Source organism: Nostoc sp. CCY 9925 (assembly GCF_963920935.1).
GTDB lineage: Bacteria > Cyanobacteriota > Cyanobacteriia > Cyanobacteriales > Nostocaceae > Nostoc.
In genome coordinates this window covers 1-17,444 of sequence record NZ_CAWUDO010000019.1, presented here as the reverse complement: position 1 = coordinate 17,444, position 17,444 = coordinate 1, and the positions used below count along the sequence as shown (strand labels likewise).

The following is a 17,444-nucleotide window of genomic DNA, read 5'->3' as shown; positions in this document are numbered from 1 at the left end:
CCGAGTTTGTATTGATTGCGAATGTTGTTTATCGCTATTTGTCTATCCACACGTTTTTCTTATTCATTGTAAAAATGCGCCTCTGGTTTCAGGAATTCCCAAATTAGGTAGGTTTAGAGAAAAACAAATTAATGAATTCTGCATTACTCTGAACTTTTTGGGTATCAATTTCAATCCAAATTTGCTTGTTTTTTGGATCTTGTCAAATATTTATGTGATATATTTGGAAATTCTAGACAAGGATTTTGCACATGGCTATTTTCATACTATACAGCCATAACTGTGAGTGACTTCAGCCCAATAATATTGAATTTCCTAAATATTACAGCGAATTACAAATAAGGTAAAGTACACAAGCATTCCTCTCAAACTTTAGTGAGAAACCTGTTTGACTTGCCAAGTCTGACTCATCAATTCTGAGTTATGCTGTAATATTTTTAGTCAATTTCGCTATTGTTAGTTTCAGTTCCTTGTAGGGCGATTTCAAAGTTCATTCTTTGCTCAGCGTTACGCAAGAAATAACCGCTAATCATCGCAGAGGCTAAAAGCCGACCGAGGCTTTCACGACTGGTGGTTACAGCAACTCCAAAGTGTTCTGAAGGCAAATTTCCCAACAGTCCTGTAATGTTACGTTCCATCACCTGAAAAACTTCTGGAGAAGTGGGTTTAGATAGCTGGGTAACTGTCTCAGGACTCAAGGACTTAACGTACTGCCATAGCAAATCGCTAGTTTCTGATTCACTATTGAAAAATTCTGAGACGCGATTGGATGGATTACTCATTTTTGATCTCCTTGACTACCATTCCTAACTACGGTATTCGTGATTTGGAGACTAAATGCCTTTCCTAGATTTGGCTCAATTGGCTATTTGGTCTTCCTGTTAAATAATGTAACAGGCTAACTTGCTGGTGAAAGTGGGTGTAACCGTACCAAAAGCAGCGTATTTTCTCACCAATTGTTCAGTAGTCATTGGTCATTCGGCATATGGCATTGGACATTAGTTATTTGCTAATGACTAATGACTAAGCGCAAAGCCTGAGCGGAGATTTCCTGCGCTCAGACTTTGTAACAGAAGACTAATGACTAATGACTAACTTGCCAAATATTCATCCATATTGGCTTTAGATTTACGAAGTTTAGTCAAGGCTTCCCGCTCGATTTGCCGGACTCGTTCCCGACTAATGTTGAGGATTTCACCGATTCTTGCTAGAGTCAGTGCTTGCCCATCAGTTAACCCAAAGCGCAGCGTGATTACTTCCCTCTGTTGTGGCGTGAGGTCACCCATCAGGCGCTCTAAGTCATAAGATAGGGAAGATTGCATAACGAACTCTTCGGGAGAAGCTCCTGGATCTTCCAGCATTTCTCCGAGTTCGGTGTCGTAGTTATCACCTAAACGCAAATCTAAGGAAAGGGGTAAACGCGCCTTTTCTAGATACTCTCGCACTTGCTTTGGTGTTAATTCCAATTCTTGGGCTAGCTCACCAGCTGTGGGAGCGCGTCCCAATTTTTGAGACAATTGCCGCTGTGCTTTTTTAATTTTATTTAATTTTTCGGTTATGTGGATAGGCAAACGAATGGTACGAGCTTTTTCTGCTATGGCACGGGTGATAGCTTGGCGAATCCACCAATAGGCATAGGTAGAAAATCTATAGCCTTTCGTGGGGTCAAACTTTTCCACGCCGCGTTGCATTCCGATACTACCTTCTTGGATCAAGTCCAGTAAATCGACGTTGCGCTTGATGTACTTTTTGGCAACAGAGACCACCAGCCGCAAATTGGCTTCTACCATCTTGCGCTTGGCAATTTCACCATCAGCGATCGCTTCGTTCAACTCTGCTGGTTCTAATTGTGTCGCTTTTGCCCACTCTTCTAGAGTTGGTTGACGACCTAACTGGATGGCAAGACTTTCCCGCGATTCGTGCAAAGCCGTTGAACGTTGCACCTGCTTACCATAGAAAATCTCTTCCTCGTGTGTTAAGAGTGGCACACGGCCAATCTCACGCAGGTAAGTCCGCACGAGGTCTGTGGCTGTCTGAGCGGTCTTCATGGCGCTACTCTTTGGTGATGATGGGTTTGATGGTAGGGTCATTCAGGGATAGATGCTCTAGATGGGTGCTACCAGTCTGACTGGGAACCCATACTTATGCTTTGCAACTTACGCGCCCGATAAATTCGGCTGCTCATAAATAATCAAAATTGAGCTTCTTAACTGCTAAAAGTTACAGCTATTTCCTACTTTCCACAAGTATCTACAGTTAGATAAAGGGTAATTTCTTAAACATTCTTCTATTAGATTAATATTAACAATTGTAACCTTTCTGATAAGGTTTTGGCTATATACCTGGATAAATTTCCTGGTCTTTCCAGTTTATGCAGTAGTATTTTTCCTTTTAAGACCGTCCAAAAGACGATTTCACTACTTATCTGGCTCAAAGAAACTTCCTCATATTTGTTAAAATATCTCAATGAGAACTATAGTCATTATCTTGTAAGGATTGTTTAATTTTTCAGAATAGGGAATGGGGCATTGGGCATGGAAAAGAGGCTAGGGGGCGAGGGGAAAAACTTTTCTCCCCTGCTCCCTTGCTCCCCCCCTCATCTCCCCACTCCCTACTCCCTCACAATGTTGCAGTAGTCTTGGATGACTTTTACATCCAAGGTCGTAGTTTGTAAGGAACGGATGGCGGCGACGGTAGCTTTTGCACCTGCGATGGTAGTTATAATGGGGATTTTGTAAGCCAAGGCTGTGCGGCGGATTAACCTGGCATCGGTCTGGGCTTCTTCCCCTGAGGGTGTGTTGATAATCAGTTGGATTTTCTGGTTTTTGATTGCATCTAGGACGTGGGGTCGTCCTTCATGAAGTTTAAGTACTAATTCAATATCTAACCCCTGTTCGAGAAGAACCCGGCGTGTACCAAGTGTGGCCATCACCTTAAAGCCCAAATCGATAAATTCTTTCACCACAACTGCGGCAGCTGCTTTATCGCGATCGCTCATTGATACAAACACGGTACCGCTTAAGGGTAAACGCTCTCCAGCACCCATTTCGGCTTTGGCAAAGGCTCGTCCAAAGTCGCTGTCAATCCCCATCACCTCACCAGTGGAGCGCATTTCTGGGCCTAATATTGTATCAGTTCCAGGGAATTTATTAAAGGGTAATACAGCTTCTTTAACAGCAATATGGGTCGGGATGATTTCTTGGGTGAAGCGTAGCTCCTCTAGGGTTTTGCCTGACATAATTAAGGATGCTAGTTTCGCTAACTGGACACCCGTCGCTTTAGAAACAAATGGCACTGTGCGAGAAGCGCGGGGGTTAGCTTCCAGAATGTAAACTTGCGGAGAATAGCTGCTTGCACCAATGACGGCAAACTGAATATTCATCAACCCCACCACTGACAACGCTTGCGCCAGTTGCACTGTCCAAGTGCGAATTTGATTGAGAACTGCCGGTGGTAAGGAAATCGAAGGTAACGAACAAGCAGAATCTCCTGAGTGAATTCCTGCTTGTTCGATGTGTTCCATAATCCCACCAATGACTACCCGTCCTGTATGGTCGGCGATCGCATCGACATCAACTTCTATGGCATTTTCTAAAAACTTATCAATTAAAATTGGATGGTCTGGTTCTACCTGCACCGCAAAGGTCATGTAGCGTTCCAACTCGGTATCGGAATAGACGATTTCCATGGCCCGTCCTCCCAATACATAGCTAGGACGCACCACCACTGGGTAGCCAATGCGTTTGGCGACAATCAGGGCATCTTCGTAACTCCGAGCAATACCATTAGGTGGTTGAGCAATATTTAACTCCTTGAGAATCTTCTCAAATCGCTCTCGGTTTTCTGCCATGTCGATGGAATCTGGCGATGTACCCCAAATTTTGGGGAGTGGAGATTGGGAACTCTCCCTAATCCCTAATTTCTGCAAATATTCTTGAAGCGGAATAGCCAACTTTAAGGGTGTTTGTCCGCCAAACTGGATTATTATGCCTACAGGATTTTCAGTTTCGATGATATTCAGGACATCTTCTTTTGTTAACGGCTCGAAGTAAAGGCGATCGCTGGTATCATAATCCGTGGAAACTGTCTCTGGGTTCGAGTTAACCATAATTGTCTCGTAGCCCGCTGCTTTCAAGGCATAGGCGGCGTGACAACAACAATAGTCAAACTCAATTCCCTGGCCAATACGGTTAGGACCACCACCCAAAATCAAGACTTTGGGCTTAGTTGCTGGTAAAACCTCTGTTTCTTCTTCGTAGGTAGAATAGTAGTAAGGAGTAAACGCTTCAAACTCCGCTGCACAGGTGTCCACAGTTTTGTAAACTGGGATGACTTCTAGTTGTTGGCGATAGGTGCGGACTTCATCTTCAGTGGTTTTGGTAGCATAAGCAATCTGGCGATCGCTAAACCCATTCCTCTTCACCTCATAAAGTTGCTCTTTTGTCAATTCTTTTAAGGATGTGCGCTTGAGGAATTTCTCCACATCTAGAATTTGCTGCATCTTATCCAAGAACCACGGGTCAATACCAGTAAGTTCGTAGATTTCTTCGGCACTGATTCCTAACTGTAAGGCATGACGCACGGCAAAAATGCGATCGGGGTTTGGTGTCCGCAGTAGGGCACGAATTTGTTCGCCGCTGGGTAATTTTTCGGCTTTGTCGCAACCCCAGCCAGCGCGTCCGGTTTCCAGAGAACGCAATGCTTTTTGGAAAGATTCGTTGAAAGTTCGCCCAATTGCCATTGCTTCTCCCACTGACTTCATTTGGGTTGTCAGCACTGGTTCCGAACCAGGGAACTTTTCAAAGGCAAAGCGGGGGATTTTTGTAACTACGTAGTCAATTGTTGGTTCAAAGGATGCCGGAGTTTTCTTGGTGATGTCATTTTTTATTTCATCCAAGGAGTAGCCTACGGCTAACTTGGCTGCCATTTTAGCGATGGGGAAACCGGTGGCTTTAGAAGCTAAAGCCGAGCTACGGGAAACGCGGGGGTTCATTTCAATCACTACCACATCTCCAGTGACAGGATTAACGGCAAATTGAATATTAGAACCGCCAGTTTCCACACCTATCTCGCGGATGATTTTAATTGCCATATCCCGCAGCCTTTGATATTCTTTATCAGTGAGGGTTTGCGCGGGAGCCACGGTAATCGAATCGCCAGTGTGGATGCCCATAGGATCAAGGTTTTCGATGGAACAGATAATCACTACGTTATCTGCCAAGTCACGCATCACTTCGAGTTCGTATTCTTTCCAGCCAAGTAAAGACTGGTCAATAAGAATTTGCGAAACAGGACTAGCATCTATACCCACCTGTGCCATTTCTTCAAATTCTTCTTGGTTGTAGGCAATACCGCCGCCACTTCCACCCATTGTGAAGGCAGGACGAATAATTAGCGGATACGTGCCAATTTGGCGAGCGATCGCTTTTGCTTCTTCTAAGGATTCCGCTGTGCCACTGGGACACACAGCTACCCCAATCCTTGCCATTGCCTCACCAAAAAGTTTTCTGTCTTCAGCTTTTTCAATGGCTGGCAGTTTAGCGCCGATTAACTCAACGCCGTATTTTTCCAACACGCCATTTTTTGCTAAAGCAACAGCGATATTCAGGGCAGTTTGTCCTCCCATCGTTGGGAGTAAAGCATCAGGGCGTTCTTTGGCGATCACTTTTTCGACCAATTCCGGAGTCAGCGGCTCAATGTAAGTGCGATCGGCTGTTTCCGGGTCGGTCATAATCGTTGCAGGGTTAGAGTTGACCAACACCACTTCATAGCCTTCTTCTCGCAGCGCTTTGCAGGCTTGAGTGCCAGAGTAGTCAAACTCACAGGCTTGTCCGATCACAATTGGACCAGAGCCTAACAGTAGAATCTTCCGGAGGTCATCACGGCGGGGCATAGTAGTTGCCTTGGAGTACGAGAATACAAATCCTGATTATTTTAAGGGTGTTTATCCCCTATCGTGCTTTTTATTATTAAGTTTTCTAACTTGATAGGGCATGGGGCATGGGGCAAAATAGTTCCCAGATCTGAGTAAAGAAGTGCGATTCCCCACTCAGCACTGGGCACTGGCTTAACGCCCCGCTACCGCTAACAGCACTGCCTCATCTCCCAATGCCCCATGCCCAATGCTCCATGCCCTATCATTATTTTGTATTTCTAATTTTATTGAATTATGATGCTAAATTCTTTCTAGTTCTTGCGAAGATTTTTTATTTAATTTGATGAGAATTTTCAACAAATACTGATTTATTGTGCCAGAGATCTGCGTGTTTATTTATAACAAATAGGTTACTGAGAGCAAAATATATGTTGGTCAACTAATTGCTAAATACTTTCAATGTTAAATATGATGTAAATATGTTGACTTAGATTAAAAATGGCAGAGAGATAGAAATGCTACTCTCTGCCATTTTTTATAATATTTTAAGAGTTAATGCTGCTGACTTTTTCTTTCGCTCTAGGTAGAAAAATCTAGATTATGAGAGTTTTAGCTTTGAGCAGCTTGCACAAACCCTAAGGTTAAGCTGTCTTTAGCGAGGAAGTGAGACAGATGATAAGCACGTTCCTCAGTTTTTAACAAAATCTTTTCGTAGAGATAGCGTGTAGCCCGATCCCCTAAACTCTCTGCCTGAGCGGCTTGACGGCGAATCACACCAATGATTGCTTGTTCAGCAACTAGGTCATTTTCTACCATTTGGCGTGCAGAATATACGCCGTCAGATTCTTGTTCAAAACAGGTTAATTCTGCTAGTTTGCTGAAGGTTGCAACTGGCACACCACCCAGTCCATCTAAGCGCTCTCCAATTTCGTGGATGTGGTCTTGCACTTCATTGTAGCTTTCGTTAAAAAACTCATGCAGAGAGTAAAATTCTGCACCTTCAACTACAAAATGATGCTTTTGGTACTGCAAGTAAAGTGCTTGGAAACTAGCTAATACAACGTTGAATCCTTCTGTAACTGGGGCAGTTACGCTGTGATCCAACAGCACAGGATTGTCATATACATGACCAAAATTTCGTAACAAAGTTTGTGTTTCAGACATTGTTCTCCTCGCTCTTTAGCAGTTACAGTTTTTAACTGCTCAGTCTTTATATACTAACATTTTCACAATAATGGCAAGGCCTATTCGCCATAACTAAATTTTTAATTTTTAGCTACAAAAATTGTTCAGTTTATTTGTTTGTTGAATGATGTTAAGGGGCTGGGGGATTGGTGATTGGTGATTGGGAACTGGGGGAGATGAGGAGACAAGGAGCAAGGTTACAAGGTGACTTGAGTAAGAAGTTTTTCCCCTTGTACCCAATTCTCTTTATCCCCTTATCCTATTCCCATACCCAATCCCCAGCGATGCACTGACTTGTACTGAGCGCAGTCGAAGCAGCTTGTCGAAGTGTCCCCAGTCCCCAGCGATGCACTGACTTGTACTGAGCGCAGTCGAAGTAGCTTGTCGAAGTGTCCCCAGTAATTATTTTTTCAAAGTTAATGAGAATTGTTTGCACTTAAGGTATGCTGGTTTTAAGAGGTTAAACTCCCATGACTTTCAAAAAGTAAGAAGTTAGATCGCGGTATTTACTGCAAGTTTGTTGCACTTTGAGGGCAATTCTCTTGAAATCGTTTAGTTCAGAAGTAGAAAGCAAGCACGTTGTTGAAGTGAATTGGGCAGACCGCTGGCAAGTCTATCAACGCCTAAAGGAATTAGATGTTCCCTGTAGTTGTGTGACTAATCAGCCATTACAAGTTGAAATTAGTTCTGCTACTGCGGCTGTTCAACTTTGGAGTGTGATAAGGCGATTCACAGCCTCTCGTCAAGACCAGATTTGGACTCTTGAATCTTGCTGGAAAAGTCGTTACCAAAAGTCCTAATTTACATCGCCAATTTTTACTCTGGTGCTGAAAATATCACTGTAGTTAGCTTGTATTAGTTATAAGGAGGTTAAAAAATGGGTGCATGTCATAGTCTGGAAGTATCGGAATTTTGCCTTGAGGGCAGATTTATAGATTTTGTTATTAAAGATGGCTATAAGTTAAAAGGTTTACTGCTAGGTACTAATGAGGGTGAGTGTTACGTTAAACTCGCTAAGGATTTACGGGCTGCTTTTGATTTGCGGCTACCACGAGGTACTTGGCTGCAAGTTGTTGGTTACAAAAAATACGATATAAAAAAAGACAAAGTTACATTCAAAGCTGAACGTGTGATGGCGGCGCGTTCTGAAATGGCGAGAGTTCAAACCATCACTGCACCACAAGAACCACAATCAATTGATAATGCGAAGGTAAAACCAGCGAAGACGAAAGCAACGATTTTGGTCTGTCAAAAGTCTGATTGTATGAAACGTGGTGGTAAAGCAGTTTGTCAGGCGTTGGAGGCTGCTTTAAGCGATCGCGGTTTAGAAGACCAAGTTACAATCAAGGGCACTGGTTGTATGAAAAACTGCAAAGCCGGGCCAAACTTAGTGATGCCAGATAAAACCCGCTACAGCCAGATTCAAGCACCACAAGTCCCGGCGCTGATGAATAAGCATTTTGCTGACAAAGGTTTAGCAGCACAACCAGAGAGTTTCAAAGAAGTACCAATGGTTAATCCCAAGTTTTGCTGATGTTGAGAGGAAAGTCTTAACTGATTAATGAGAAAATTTAATGGTAATTTTTTAGTGTGTTCCCTTGATACTCGGCAGTAATCTTTGCAAGATTTTTGCAAGAGTTATCGATATAGCGATCGCCTACACAATGTCATCAAACGGCCATAATGTAAAGGCGTAGGCCTAGCCCAAACTAGGCATCGCTTCATATTTCTATGCAATTGAGTTGAGCGATAGCAAACGAATTTGTCATTAAAAAGGTAAAGACCCTCGCAATTATTTTTCAAATTGGTATTAGAACTGCAAAACAGCATTGATTCCTAAAGCGAGCTGTTGGCATCGCTTCACAATTTCTACTGGAAATTAAATGCCTAAGTTAGAGAAGACTGCAACAACTGTCGCATGGATGTAGCTTGCACATGGTTAGGGAACACAGCTAAAAAGTCATTCAGGTCTTGGATTGCTATTTGGATTGCTATACGGATATTGAAGGAAGCACCTTGAGATAAAGTATATTGATATAACTGCTCTGCTGGTTGATGATATTGGGCAGTCAAATAGTAAAGAGCTAAGTTAAAACTATTACGCCAGTTTTTAGCATCTTTTTGGTAATGCTCTTTAGCAAGCTTGATGGCAAGAGCCAAATCAGCCCGTGCTTTGTCTAGTTGGTTTAGGGCTAGATAAGCTAAAGCGCGATTATACAAATACCAATCATAAAAAACCTGACGGGAGTTTGGAAACCCACTGGTTTCAGGTCTCTGAGGTAAAACGACATCAGATTTTAAGTTAACAGCACGATTGAAATCTGCAAGAGACTCATTGTAGGACTTAAGCATCAGATACGTATAACCTCTATTTATCAGCGACCAGTCATCTTTGGGATTAAGTTCAATAGCACGGTTTAAATCTTGTAGTGCTTCACTGTATCGCTGCATTTGGCGATAAGTATAACCCCGACGTGCCAGCACCCATTGATAATTATGGTTAAGTATAATGGGGCGGTTTAAGCCTTGCGGTGGTGCTTCATGGTAGCGTTGCATTCGTCGGTAAATAAAACCCCTAAATCCTGTGGCTGGTGTCCATTGGTAATCGACATCAAGTTCAATGGCGTGGTTTAAGTCTTGCAGTGCTTCCTCATATCGGTGCATATAGCGGTAAGTATCGCCTCTACTTGCGATCGCCCATTGATAATTCGGGTCAAGTTCAATGGCGCGGTTTAGGTTTTGCAGTGCTTCCTCATATCGGTGCATCAGGCGGTAAGTTACACCCCGATGTGCCAGCGCCCATTGGTCATTAGGGTCAAGTTCAATAGCGCGGTTTAGGTTTTGCAGTGCTTCATCATATTGGTACATCAGGCGGTAAGTCACACCTCTACTTGCGATCGCCCATTGATAATTCGGGTCAAGTTCAATGGCGCGGTTTAAGTCTTGCAGTGCTTCTTGGTAACGCTCCATTTGGCAGTAAGTCATCCCTCGAACTGTTAAATAATCAACATCTTCAGGGGCTAACTTTATCGCCTGGGTTAAATCTTCTAAAGCTTTTGAATATTGATTAGATTGAGAGTAAATATAACTACGCCAATCTAAAGCTACTGCACGCCATTTGTCCTCAAGGCTAGCATCGCTCAACAGGGTTGTGAGCATTTGGGCGGCAGCTTCATAATGTTTGTCTTCATAGGCTTTTAACCAATTGGCTAGTTGCTCGCCCCAACGCTGAACTTCGCTACAATCGACATCTTTACCAGCCTGAAGCATTGTTGCTGCCCAAAATTGGGCAAAAGTGCGCTGATTTTTGAGAGCTGCAAGGAATTCATTGAGAGCTACGGGTAAGTACTTTTGTGGTGATTGGCATAAGCGGTGATACAAAATATTGAGCTTATGGCTTTGCCAAGTTCGATCGCGCCAAGCTTTTACTTCCTGCAATTGCAATTGGTTACCTAGCGTGTCGTAATAGTCTGCTAACTTACTATGTATCTCAGCCCAACCTTGCGGCGATGAAAGGCGCTTGTGGCGTAACATTTGCGTTTTCACCACATCATGATAAGCCCAGCCGTCGGTACGTTCGTTGACAAAGGATGTTTCTTTAAGCCAAGTAAATAGCTCATCTGCTTCTTGTTCTCCTCTTAACTTGGCTATGACATCTCGATTTAAGCACCGAGGAATGGCAGCATCAAGCGCCACTTGTCGCCGCTTGGGGTCATCAACCCATTTTAAAAATCTTTCTACAGCACTGCTGCTAGGCTCAAATACTTGGTTGGGGTCATTGGGATGAGCATCTGCTAGCATTCCTACTAGCAAGGGCAAGTTTCCAGAAAAGCGTAAGATCGTTTCAACAACGCGACTGTTAGTAATGCCTTTGCGAGTTAAATATTGTTGGGCTTCTTCTTCTGTAAATGGTTCCAGAGGAAAACGAACTATTAACCCCTCATAAGGTGCCCAATGATTTTTATCTAATTCATGGCGACCGGCAATGGTTATCAATATATTGAGAGATACTTCACCGTAGCGACCGTCTAAAATTTCCCGTAGCCAGCTATCTAGGAATTCTCCCGTGCGTTCGTAAGTATCAAAAAACAAAACAACAGCAGTTTCTTTAGCAATTTTAAAAATATCTTGCAAAAATAGCGGCGTCAGCACTTCTTCAGGTTCTTGAACTAAGCGCACTTCATCTTTATTGGTAATTTTTTTTGCAATATATGATGCCCATTCTCCGGCTTGGCTAGCCAAAGCATCCTCATCTACAAAATCAAATACAGCACCGCCAACGGGAACTTGATGTGCTAGACGCACGCCTGTTTTTACCATAGTTTTGCCGACAAACGCCGAAAAGCCTTGAGGAGCTTGAGGATCGGTTTCTAATTCGTGGCGCTTTTGACGGTAAACTTTGTAGCGTTCTGTAAACTGCGGTAGTTTGTGACCTTGGCGTTCTAACTCTTGGGCTAAACGACCCATGACTTCTGGTACAGTTTTCTCAGCTTCATCGATGTAAGCCGAGATAATTTTTGCTTCATCGGCAATTTTGCGAAACTGGCGTAACAGTGTACTTTTACCAACCCCGCCTTCACCCCAAACGTTAAACAAAAAACGACGGTGGTCATCCTCTAACGGTAAAGCCAAATTTTGCCGAAATTGGTTTACCTGGTCTTCACGACCTACAAAACCCGATTGTTGACGCTGCTTAAGAATATCTTGTAAACTCTTGGGCTTGTTTTGGGGGTTCATTACCAGATTTAATTGTGAGGCGCTAATGTTTACGAGATAACTACTAAAGCTACAGGCTCTATTTCGGAATCGATCGGACTTTTTTTAGGTAATTTTGGCATTTAAAATTGATTTAAGCTCAAAGTTGAGCTTTTGAGGCTCAAGGTTGACCTTCTGAGGTTCAATGTTGACCTTCTAAGGGTCAAAGTTGAGCTTCTGAGGTTCAAAGTTGAGCTTCTGAGGCTCAAGGTTGACCTTTTGAGGCTCAAAGTTGACCTTCTGAGGCTCAAAGTTGACCTTCTGAGGTTCGACGTTGACCTTCTGAGGCTCAAGGTTGATCTTCTGAGGCTCGACGTTGAGCTTTTGAGGCTCGACGTTGAGCTTTTGAGGTTCAAAGTTGAGCTTAGAGGATGTTTGAAAACTCATGATTGATGTATCAAATATTTTTTACCCCTCCCTAACCCTCCCCTTGTCAAGGGGAGGGAACTGGATTTCCGGTCTCCCCCCTTGACAAGGGGGGATTAAGGCGGGTAATTAAAATCACAGCTAACCACTTTTCAAACAACCTCTTAGAACTGCAAAACGTGATGAAGTTGGTTTGATTATTGAGGTGTAAGCAAAGTAAGCAAATCTCTAGCACTAACAATTGCAATACCTTGATAACTGCCCAGAGGTAATAGATGGCGTTTGTCGCCTGTAACAATGTGAGTTGCATTACCAAGAACTGCACATTCTAAAACCATGTTATCTTTTGGGTCAGTAGTAAGAACATTTAAAGTATTGGTAATTGTGACTAGTTGTAGAAAGCTAAGTAAATCAGCTATTGTCTCAATTACCTGAATCTCAGAAAATTTCAATTTCTGCTCTAATTTTTCTGTCAGTTCATCAAGTATTTCTTGACATATTAAACCTCTTACCCGGTCTTGGCGTGCGAATTCAAGACAATGATAAGGACTACCTTTCCAACCAATAGCAGAGAGCAAAATATTTGTATCAAACACTACTACTGGTAGCACTGTCTGTCCTCATGCACTAAGTCATCTATAAATGACTCGCGTTCATCTTCTGACATATTGTCCCAATTTAAACCACGTTCGGCACACAAGTTGCGTAATTGGGTTTGAGCATACTCCATACGAGAATCACGGTTTTGTTCGCTTTCTTGTGCTAGGGCTAATAATACTACTCGTTTACTTTCTGGCGGTAGTTGCTTGACTAATTCAATTACTTGTTCATCGCTCAATGTCAGTTTTGGCATTGTCCTTACTGGAAAACTGGATTAGTTTTTTTAAGCTCTTATTTCAGCGTATCAAGAGATTTGCAATTGAGTAAGAGACGCGATAAATCGCCGTCTCTACAATAGACATAGGCATGAAAATGAATGTAGAGACGTGGCAATGCTACGTCTCTACAAGGGTTTTGGGTAACGCAGAATTAATTTCACCAGATGTCTAATAATCAATCCTTTGTAGAGACGGCGATTTATCGCGTCTTTGGGATCTAGAATTTTGATGAAAAAATTTTAACCAAACCGTATTGGACGTACCCCAACTCAAACATTGCTTAATATTTGTAGTAGAAATTACATGACCTAAGTTAGAGAAGACTGCAACAACTCTCGCATAGATGTAGCCTGCACATGGTTAGAGAACACAGTTAAAAAGTCATTCAGGTTTTGGATAGCTGCATGAATACGCTCTAAGGAAGCACCTTGAGATAAAACATAGCGATATAACTGCTCTGCTGGTTGATTATATTGAGCAGCTAAATAGTAAAGGGCTAAGTTAAAGGCATTATTCCAGTCTTTAGGATCTTTTTTGTAATCTTCTTTAGCAAGCTTGATGGCAAGCACTAGGTCAGTTCGTGCTTTGTCTGGTTGGTTAAGAGCTAGGTAAGTTAAAGCGCGATTATATAAATACCAATTACTGTCAGAATCTAAATCAATAGCATGGTTAAAATCTGCAAGAGCTTCATTGTACCGCTTAAGCATTAGGTAAGTTTGACCGCGACTTGCGATCGCCCAGACACGCTTGGGGTCAAGTTCAACAGCGTAGTCTAAGTCTTGTAAAGCTTCCGTATATTGCTTCATTGAGCGGTAAGTTTCACTACGATGTGCGATCGCCCAGGCACGCTTGGGGGCAAGTTCAATGGCACGGTTAAATTCTTGTAGAGATTGTCTGTATTGCTTCATTAAGCGGTAAGTTATACCGCGATGTGCGACCGCCCAGGCATCTTTGGGGTCAAGTTCAATGGCGCGGTTAAAGTCTTGTAGAGCTTGTGTGTATTGCTCCATTAAGCGGTAAGTTTGACCGCGATTTGCCATCGCCCAGGTATCTTTGGTGTCAAGTTCAATGGCACGGTTAAATTGTTGTAGAGCTTGTGTGTATTGCTTCATTAAGCGGTAAGTTATACCGCGTTCTATGAACGCCCAGACATATTTAGGGTCAAGTTCAATGGCGCGGTCAAAGTCTTGTAGAGCTTTCGTGTAAAGCTTCATTGAGCGATAAGTTTCACCGCGCCAACCTAGAGCAATAGATTGCCATTGTATCTGAATACTGGGATTTTGTAGGAGTGCGGTAAACATTTCAAGCGTTACTTGATAACGGTCTTCTTTATAAGCTTTTAAACCATTAGTTAATTGTTCGCCCCAACGCTTAACTTCAGCAGAATCAGCATCTTTACCAGCCTGAAGCATCGTTTCTGCCCATTGTTGGGCAAATTTTTGTTGATTTTTGAGTGCAACGAGAAATTCATTGAGAGCTAGAGATAAACTCTTTTGTGGTGACTGACATAAGCTGTGGTACAACACATTTAAAGTGTGACTTTGCCAGCTAGGATCGCGCTGTTTCTTCTCTTCTTCTAATTGCAGTTTGTTCCGCAGGGTGTCGTAGTAATTTGCCAGCTTGCTATGTATCTCAGCCCAACCCTGCGGTGATGATAGGCGCTTGTGGCGTAACATTAGCATTTTGACGACATCGTGATAAGCCCAGCCGTCGGTACGTTCGTTGACAAAGGATATTTCTTTTAGCCAAGTAAATAGCTCATCAGCTTCTTGTTCTCCTCTCAATTGAGCGATAATATCCCGATTCAAGCACCGAGCAATGGCAGCATCGAGAGCAATTTGTCGTCGTTTGAGGTCATCAACCCATTTTAAAAATCTTTCTACAGCACTGCTGCTCGGCTCAATTATTTGGTTAGGGTTATTTTGATAAGCGTCTGTTAGCATTGCCACTAGCAAGGGCAAGTTTCCAGAAAGGCGTAAAATCTCTTCAACGTGCTGGCTGTTTGTGATGCCTTTGCGAGTGAGATATTTTCGGGTTTCTTCTTCGGTAAAAGCTTCCAAAGGAAAACTAACTATTAACCCCTCGTTGCCTGTCCAAAGATTTTTATCTAATTCCTGGCGACCAGCAATAGTTATCAATATATTGAAAGATACTTCACCATAGCGACCCTCTAGAATTTCTCGCAACCAGTTATCTAAGAATTCCCCGGTGCGTTCGTAAGTATCAAAAAACAAGGCAACAGCAGTTTTCTCACAAATTTTAAAAATATCTTGTAAAAATAGTGGGGTCAGGACTTCCACAGGTTCTTGAACTAACTGCACCTCATCTTTATTGGTGATTTTCTTAGCAACATAAGATGCCCATTCTCCCGCTTGGGTAGCTAAAGCATCCTCATCTACAAAGTCAAATACAGCACCGCCAACGGGAACTCGACGCGCCAGACGCACACCAGTTTTAACTACAGTTTTTCCCATAAAAGCCGAAAAACCTTGAGGAGCATCGGGATCGGTTTCTAATTCTTGGCGCTTTTGACGATAAACTTTGTAGCGATCGCTAAACTGCGGCAACTTATGACCTTGCCGTTCCAAGTCTTCAGCTAGACGACCCATCACTTCTGGTACAGTTTTCTCGGCTTCATCTATATAAGCCGTAATATTTTTTGCTTCTTCAGCAATTTTGCGAAACTGTCGTACAAGTGTGCTTTTACCAACCCCGCCTTCACCCCAAATGTTATACAAAAAACAACGGCGATCATCTTCTGGGGGTAATGTTAGATTTTGCCGAAATTGGTTTATTTGGTCTTCACGACCCACAAAACCTAATTGCTGACGTTGCTTAATAATATCTTGTAGGTTCTTGGGCTTGTTTTGTGGGTTCATTACAAGATTCAATCTTGGGGTGCTAATGCCTACAGAATAATTACTAAATATACAAGGTGTATTTCGGAATTTATGAAATTTTTTTGAGATAATTTTTATGCATTGAGCTTCTAAGGCTCGATGTTGACCTTCTGAGGCTCGATGTTGACCTTCTGAGGCTCGACTTTGACCTTCTGAGGCTCGACTTTGACCTTTTGAGGTTCAACTTTGACCTTCTGAGGCTCGACTTTGACCTTTTGAGGTTCAACGTTGACCTTCTGAGGCTCAATGTTGACCTTCTGAGGCTCAATGTTGACCTTCTGAGGTTCAACTTTGACCTTCTGAGGCTCGACTTTGACCTTCTGAGGCTCAAAAATGCCTTGGCGACTAGAAGTCGCGGCTACACAAACAAAACCCGCCTGCGCGGGTTTGAAAAATTTTTGCATACAAAACGCGGTAGGGGCGCACAGCTGTGCGCCCCTACAAATAACGTGTATTCTACCCAAATTGATAACTGTTGCGATCGCCTATTTTAGGCTTTAGCTAACTGGGACTTCGGCTTGCTTTTTCTTAGAACGGCGGGTAAACCTGCGTCCCATCTCATCAATGACTGCATCTAATCCTGCGACATCACCGCTAGCTTTGGCATAGCTATAAACTGCTAATGCTGCGCTATATGCTTCACTAGCAGCGGCTATACAGGTATCATCTACCAGTTCTTGCAGTTGGGTTAAAGACAAAAGCACCGGATACAAGTCCTCATATATTTCCAAGTCTCGGCGCATCTCTTCTAAATCAAAAGAACGAGGCAAAAAATTAGGGTTTTGTGTCGCCACTTCTAAGGCTTTGCTGACAAAAGCCCGACTTTTATCTCCCATCTTCAGCATTGTTCGCCGGTCTTCAGGGGTCAAATCAATTAAAAATGGTAACTTTTCCCGAATAGTGGATATTGCCTGCATGACTGCGTACTTATCTGCTGGGCTTAAACTGGCACTGACACGATTTTCTGCCATTTTTAATACTCCTTAATTGGGACTTAATTTCAGTATTCCCAAATTTGTATAGGCGATCGCGTTTCTTGAGAGGTAATTGAGAGAGTATTATCTAGATTTACAATATGAAGGTAATCAACTATCTCGAAGATGAAGTGATAAGAGTGTTTAAGCTGTCGCGTCTTTACTTTTCCAAAGCATTGTCGATATACCAAAGGTTACGCGTTCCAAAAAGTGCAACTTGTGGGCGCGACAGCTTAGTATAAACTGATGAAACTGAATGGAGAAATCAATGCGTAAACAAATCATCGAATATACCTCTCCACTAGATGCGCTGATTGCCCTTACCAGACAGTTAAATACCTATGAAATAAAGTACCAAATGAATTCAGAAGAATTTTTTGCAAAATATAGCCAAGGAGAAATGTCTGACGATGAAGTGTTTGTCGAATGGGCAGGAAACTACCAACATTATTTAGCTCTAAGTAGAATGGCGCAAAAAAACCAAAGTATGTAACGGAAAGTAAAGTTGCTC

14 protein-coding genes are annotated in these 17,444 nt (G+C 42.7%); 4 read left to right on the top strand and 10 right to left on the bottom strand.

Going from position 1 to position 17,444, the window contains the following annotated elements:
* Nucleotides 1-437: 437 nt before the first annotated feature.
* The 4 genes from ACM0OY_RS12555 to ACM0OY_RS12540 form a co-directional block, all read right to left on the bottom strand.
* A complete protein-coding gene (locus ACM0OY_RS12555) occupies nt 438-782 on the bottom strand; it encodes a DUF760 domain-containing protein (protein ID WP_414569182.1) in 345 nt (114 codons plus the stop codon).
* A 309-nt stretch (nt 783-1,091) separates the two neighbouring features.
* On the bottom strand, nt 1,092-2,048 hold the full coding sequence (locus ACM0OY_RS12550; protein ID WP_414569181.1) for an RNA polymerase sigma factor, RpoD/SigA family: 957 nt from the start codon (nt 2,046-2,048) through the stop codon (nt 1,092-1,094).
* Between the two features lie 563 nt (nt 2,049-2,611).
* Nucleotides 2,612-5,893 (bottom strand): carbamoyl-phosphate synthase large subunit, encoded by a 3,282-nt coding sequence (gene carB / locus ACM0OY_RS12545; protein WP_414569180.1) that lies wholly within the window; start codon nt 5,891-5,893, stop codon nt 2,612-2,614.
* A gap of 591 nt (nt 5,894-6,484) precedes the next feature.
* Nucleotides 6,485-7,039, bottom strand: coding sequence for a Dps family protein (locus ACM0OY_RS12540; RefSeq protein ID WP_414569179.1), 555 nt, complete (start codon nt 7,037-7,039; stop codon nt 6,485-6,487).
* A 563-nt stretch (nt 7,040-7,602) separates the two neighbouring features.
* Between ACM0OY_RS12540 and ACM0OY_RS12535 the strand changes: the two genes are divergently transcribed.
* Together ACM0OY_RS12535 and ACM0OY_RS12530 are read left to right on the top strand one after the other, a co-directional pair.
* Nucleotides 7,603-7,860, top strand: a complete 258-nt coding sequence (locus ACM0OY_RS12535) for an Asr1405/Asl0597 family protein (RefSeq protein WP_414569178.1) — start codon at nt 7,603-7,605, stop codon at nt 7,858-7,860.
* A 77-nt stretch (nt 7,861-7,937) separates the two neighbouring features.
* Nucleotides 7,938-8,594: a (2Fe-2S) ferredoxin domain-containing protein gene (locus ACM0OY_RS12530; RefSeq protein WP_414569177.1), complete on the top strand. Its 657-nt coding sequence runs from the start codon at nt 7,938-7,940 to the stop codon at nt 8,592-8,594.
* A gap of 353 nt (nt 8,595-8,947) precedes the next feature.
* On the opposite strand, the gene ACM0OY_RS12525 is transcribed toward ACM0OY_RS12530, so the two are convergent.
* A complete protein-coding gene (locus ACM0OY_RS12525; protein WP_414569176.1) occupies nt 8,948-11,797 on the bottom strand; it encodes a tetratricopeptide repeat protein in 2,850 nt (949 codons plus the stop codon).
* 132 nt (nt 11,798-11,929) lie between these two features.
* On the opposite strand from ACM0OY_RS12525, the gene ACM0OY_RS12520 reads away from it, so the two are divergent.
* Nucleotides 11,930-12,208, top strand: coding sequence for a hypothetical protein (locus ACM0OY_RS12520; RefSeq protein ID WP_414569175.1), 279 nt, complete (start codon nt 11,930-11,932; stop codon nt 12,206-12,208).
* Nucleotides 12,209-12,378: 170 nt separating this feature from the next.
* On the opposite strand, the gene ACM0OY_RS12515 is transcribed toward ACM0OY_RS12520, so the two are convergent.
* The 5 genes from ACM0OY_RS12515 to ACM0OY_RS12495 all read right to left on the bottom strand — a co-directional run bounded on the left by ACM0OY_RS12515 (nt 12,379) and on the right by ACM0OY_RS12495 (nt 16,930).
* On the bottom strand, nt 12,379-12,792 hold the full coding sequence (locus ACM0OY_RS12515; protein ID WP_414569174.1) for a putative toxin-antitoxin system toxin component, PIN family: 414 nt from the start codon (nt 12,790-12,792) through the stop codon (nt 12,379-12,381).
* On the bottom strand, nt 12,780-13,034 hold the full coding sequence (locus ACM0OY_RS12510; protein WP_414569173.1) for a hypothetical protein: 255 nt from the start codon (nt 13,032-13,034) through the stop codon (nt 12,780-12,782). Before ACM0OY_RS12510 ends, ACM0OY_RS12515 begins: the two co-directional genes overlap by 13 nt.
* A gap of 333 nt (nt 13,035-13,367) precedes the next feature.
* The gene (locus ACM0OY_RS12505; RefSeq protein ID WP_414569172.1) at nt 13,368-15,938 is read right to left on the bottom strand and encodes a tetratricopeptide repeat protein; all 2,571 of its coding nucleotides are present in this window, start codon (nt 15,936-15,938) and stop codon (nt 13,368-13,370) included.
* A gap of 110 nt (nt 15,939-16,048) precedes the next feature.
* Complete coding sequence (locus ACM0OY_RS12500; RefSeq protein ID WP_414569171.1) at nt 16,049-16,363, bottom strand: hypothetical protein; 315 nt, start codon at nt 16,361-16,363, stop codon at nt 16,049-16,051.
* A 93-nt stretch (nt 16,364-16,456) separates the two neighbouring features.
* A complete protein-coding gene (locus tag ACM0OY_RS12495) occupies nt 16,457-16,930 on the bottom strand; it encodes a hypothetical protein (RefSeq protein WP_414569170.1) in 474 nt (157 codons plus the stop codon).
* 271 nt (nt 16,931-17,201) lie between these two features.
* Here ACM0OY_RS12495 and tumA point away from each other — a divergent pair, with 271 nt between their 5' ends.
* Complete coding sequence (gene tumA / locus ACM0OY_RS12490) at nt 17,202-17,426, top strand: antitoxin TumA (RefSeq protein ID WP_414569169.1); 225 nt, start codon at nt 17,202-17,204, stop codon at nt 17,424-17,426.
* Nucleotides 17,427-17,444: the final 18 nt, after the last annotated feature.

Bases quoted from the DNA above. Each gene is read 5' to 3' on its own strand.
- ACM0OY_RS12555 (WP_414569182.1), bottom strand. From the start codon at position 782: ATGAGTAATCCATCCAATCGCGTCTCAGAATTTTTCAATAGTGAATCA.
- ACM0OY_RS12550 (WP_414569181.1), bottom strand. From the start codon at position 2,048: ATGAAGACCGCTCAGACAGCCACAGACCTCGTGCGGACTTACCTGCGT.
- carB (WP_414569180.1), bottom strand. From the start codon at position 5,893: ATGCCCCGCCGTGATGACCTCCGGAAGATTCTACTGTTAGGCTCTGGT.
- ACM0OY_RS12540 (WP_414569179.1), bottom strand. From the start codon at position 7,039: ATGTCTGAAACACAAACTTTGTTACGAAATTTTGGTCATGTATATGAC.
- ACM0OY_RS12530 (WP_414569177.1), top strand. From the start codon at position 7,938: ATGGGTGCATGTCATAGTCTGGAAGTATCGGAATTTTGCCTTGAGGGC.
- ACM0OY_RS12525 (WP_414569176.1), bottom strand. From the start codon at position 11,797: ATGAACCCCCAAAACAAGCCCAAGAGTTTACAAGATATTCTTAAGCAG.
- ACM0OY_RS12510 (WP_414569173.1), bottom strand. From the start codon at position 13,034: ATGCCAAAACTGACATTGAGCGATGAACAAGTAATTGAATTAGTCAAG.
- ACM0OY_RS12505 (WP_414569172.1), bottom strand. From the start codon at position 15,938: ATGAACCCACAAAACAAGCCCAAGAACCTACAAGATATTATTAAGCAA.
- ACM0OY_RS12500 (WP_414569171.1), bottom strand. From the start codon at position 16,363: ATGCAAAAATTTTTCAAACCCGCGCAGGCGGGTTTTGTTTGTGTAGCC.
- ACM0OY_RS12495 (WP_414569170.1), bottom strand. From the start codon at position 16,930: ATGGCAGAAAATCGTGTCAGTGCCAGTTTAAGCCCAGCAGATAAGTAC.
- tumA (WP_414569169.1), top strand. From the start codon at position 17,202: ATGCGTAAACAAATCATCGAATATACCTCTCCACTAGATGCGCTGATT.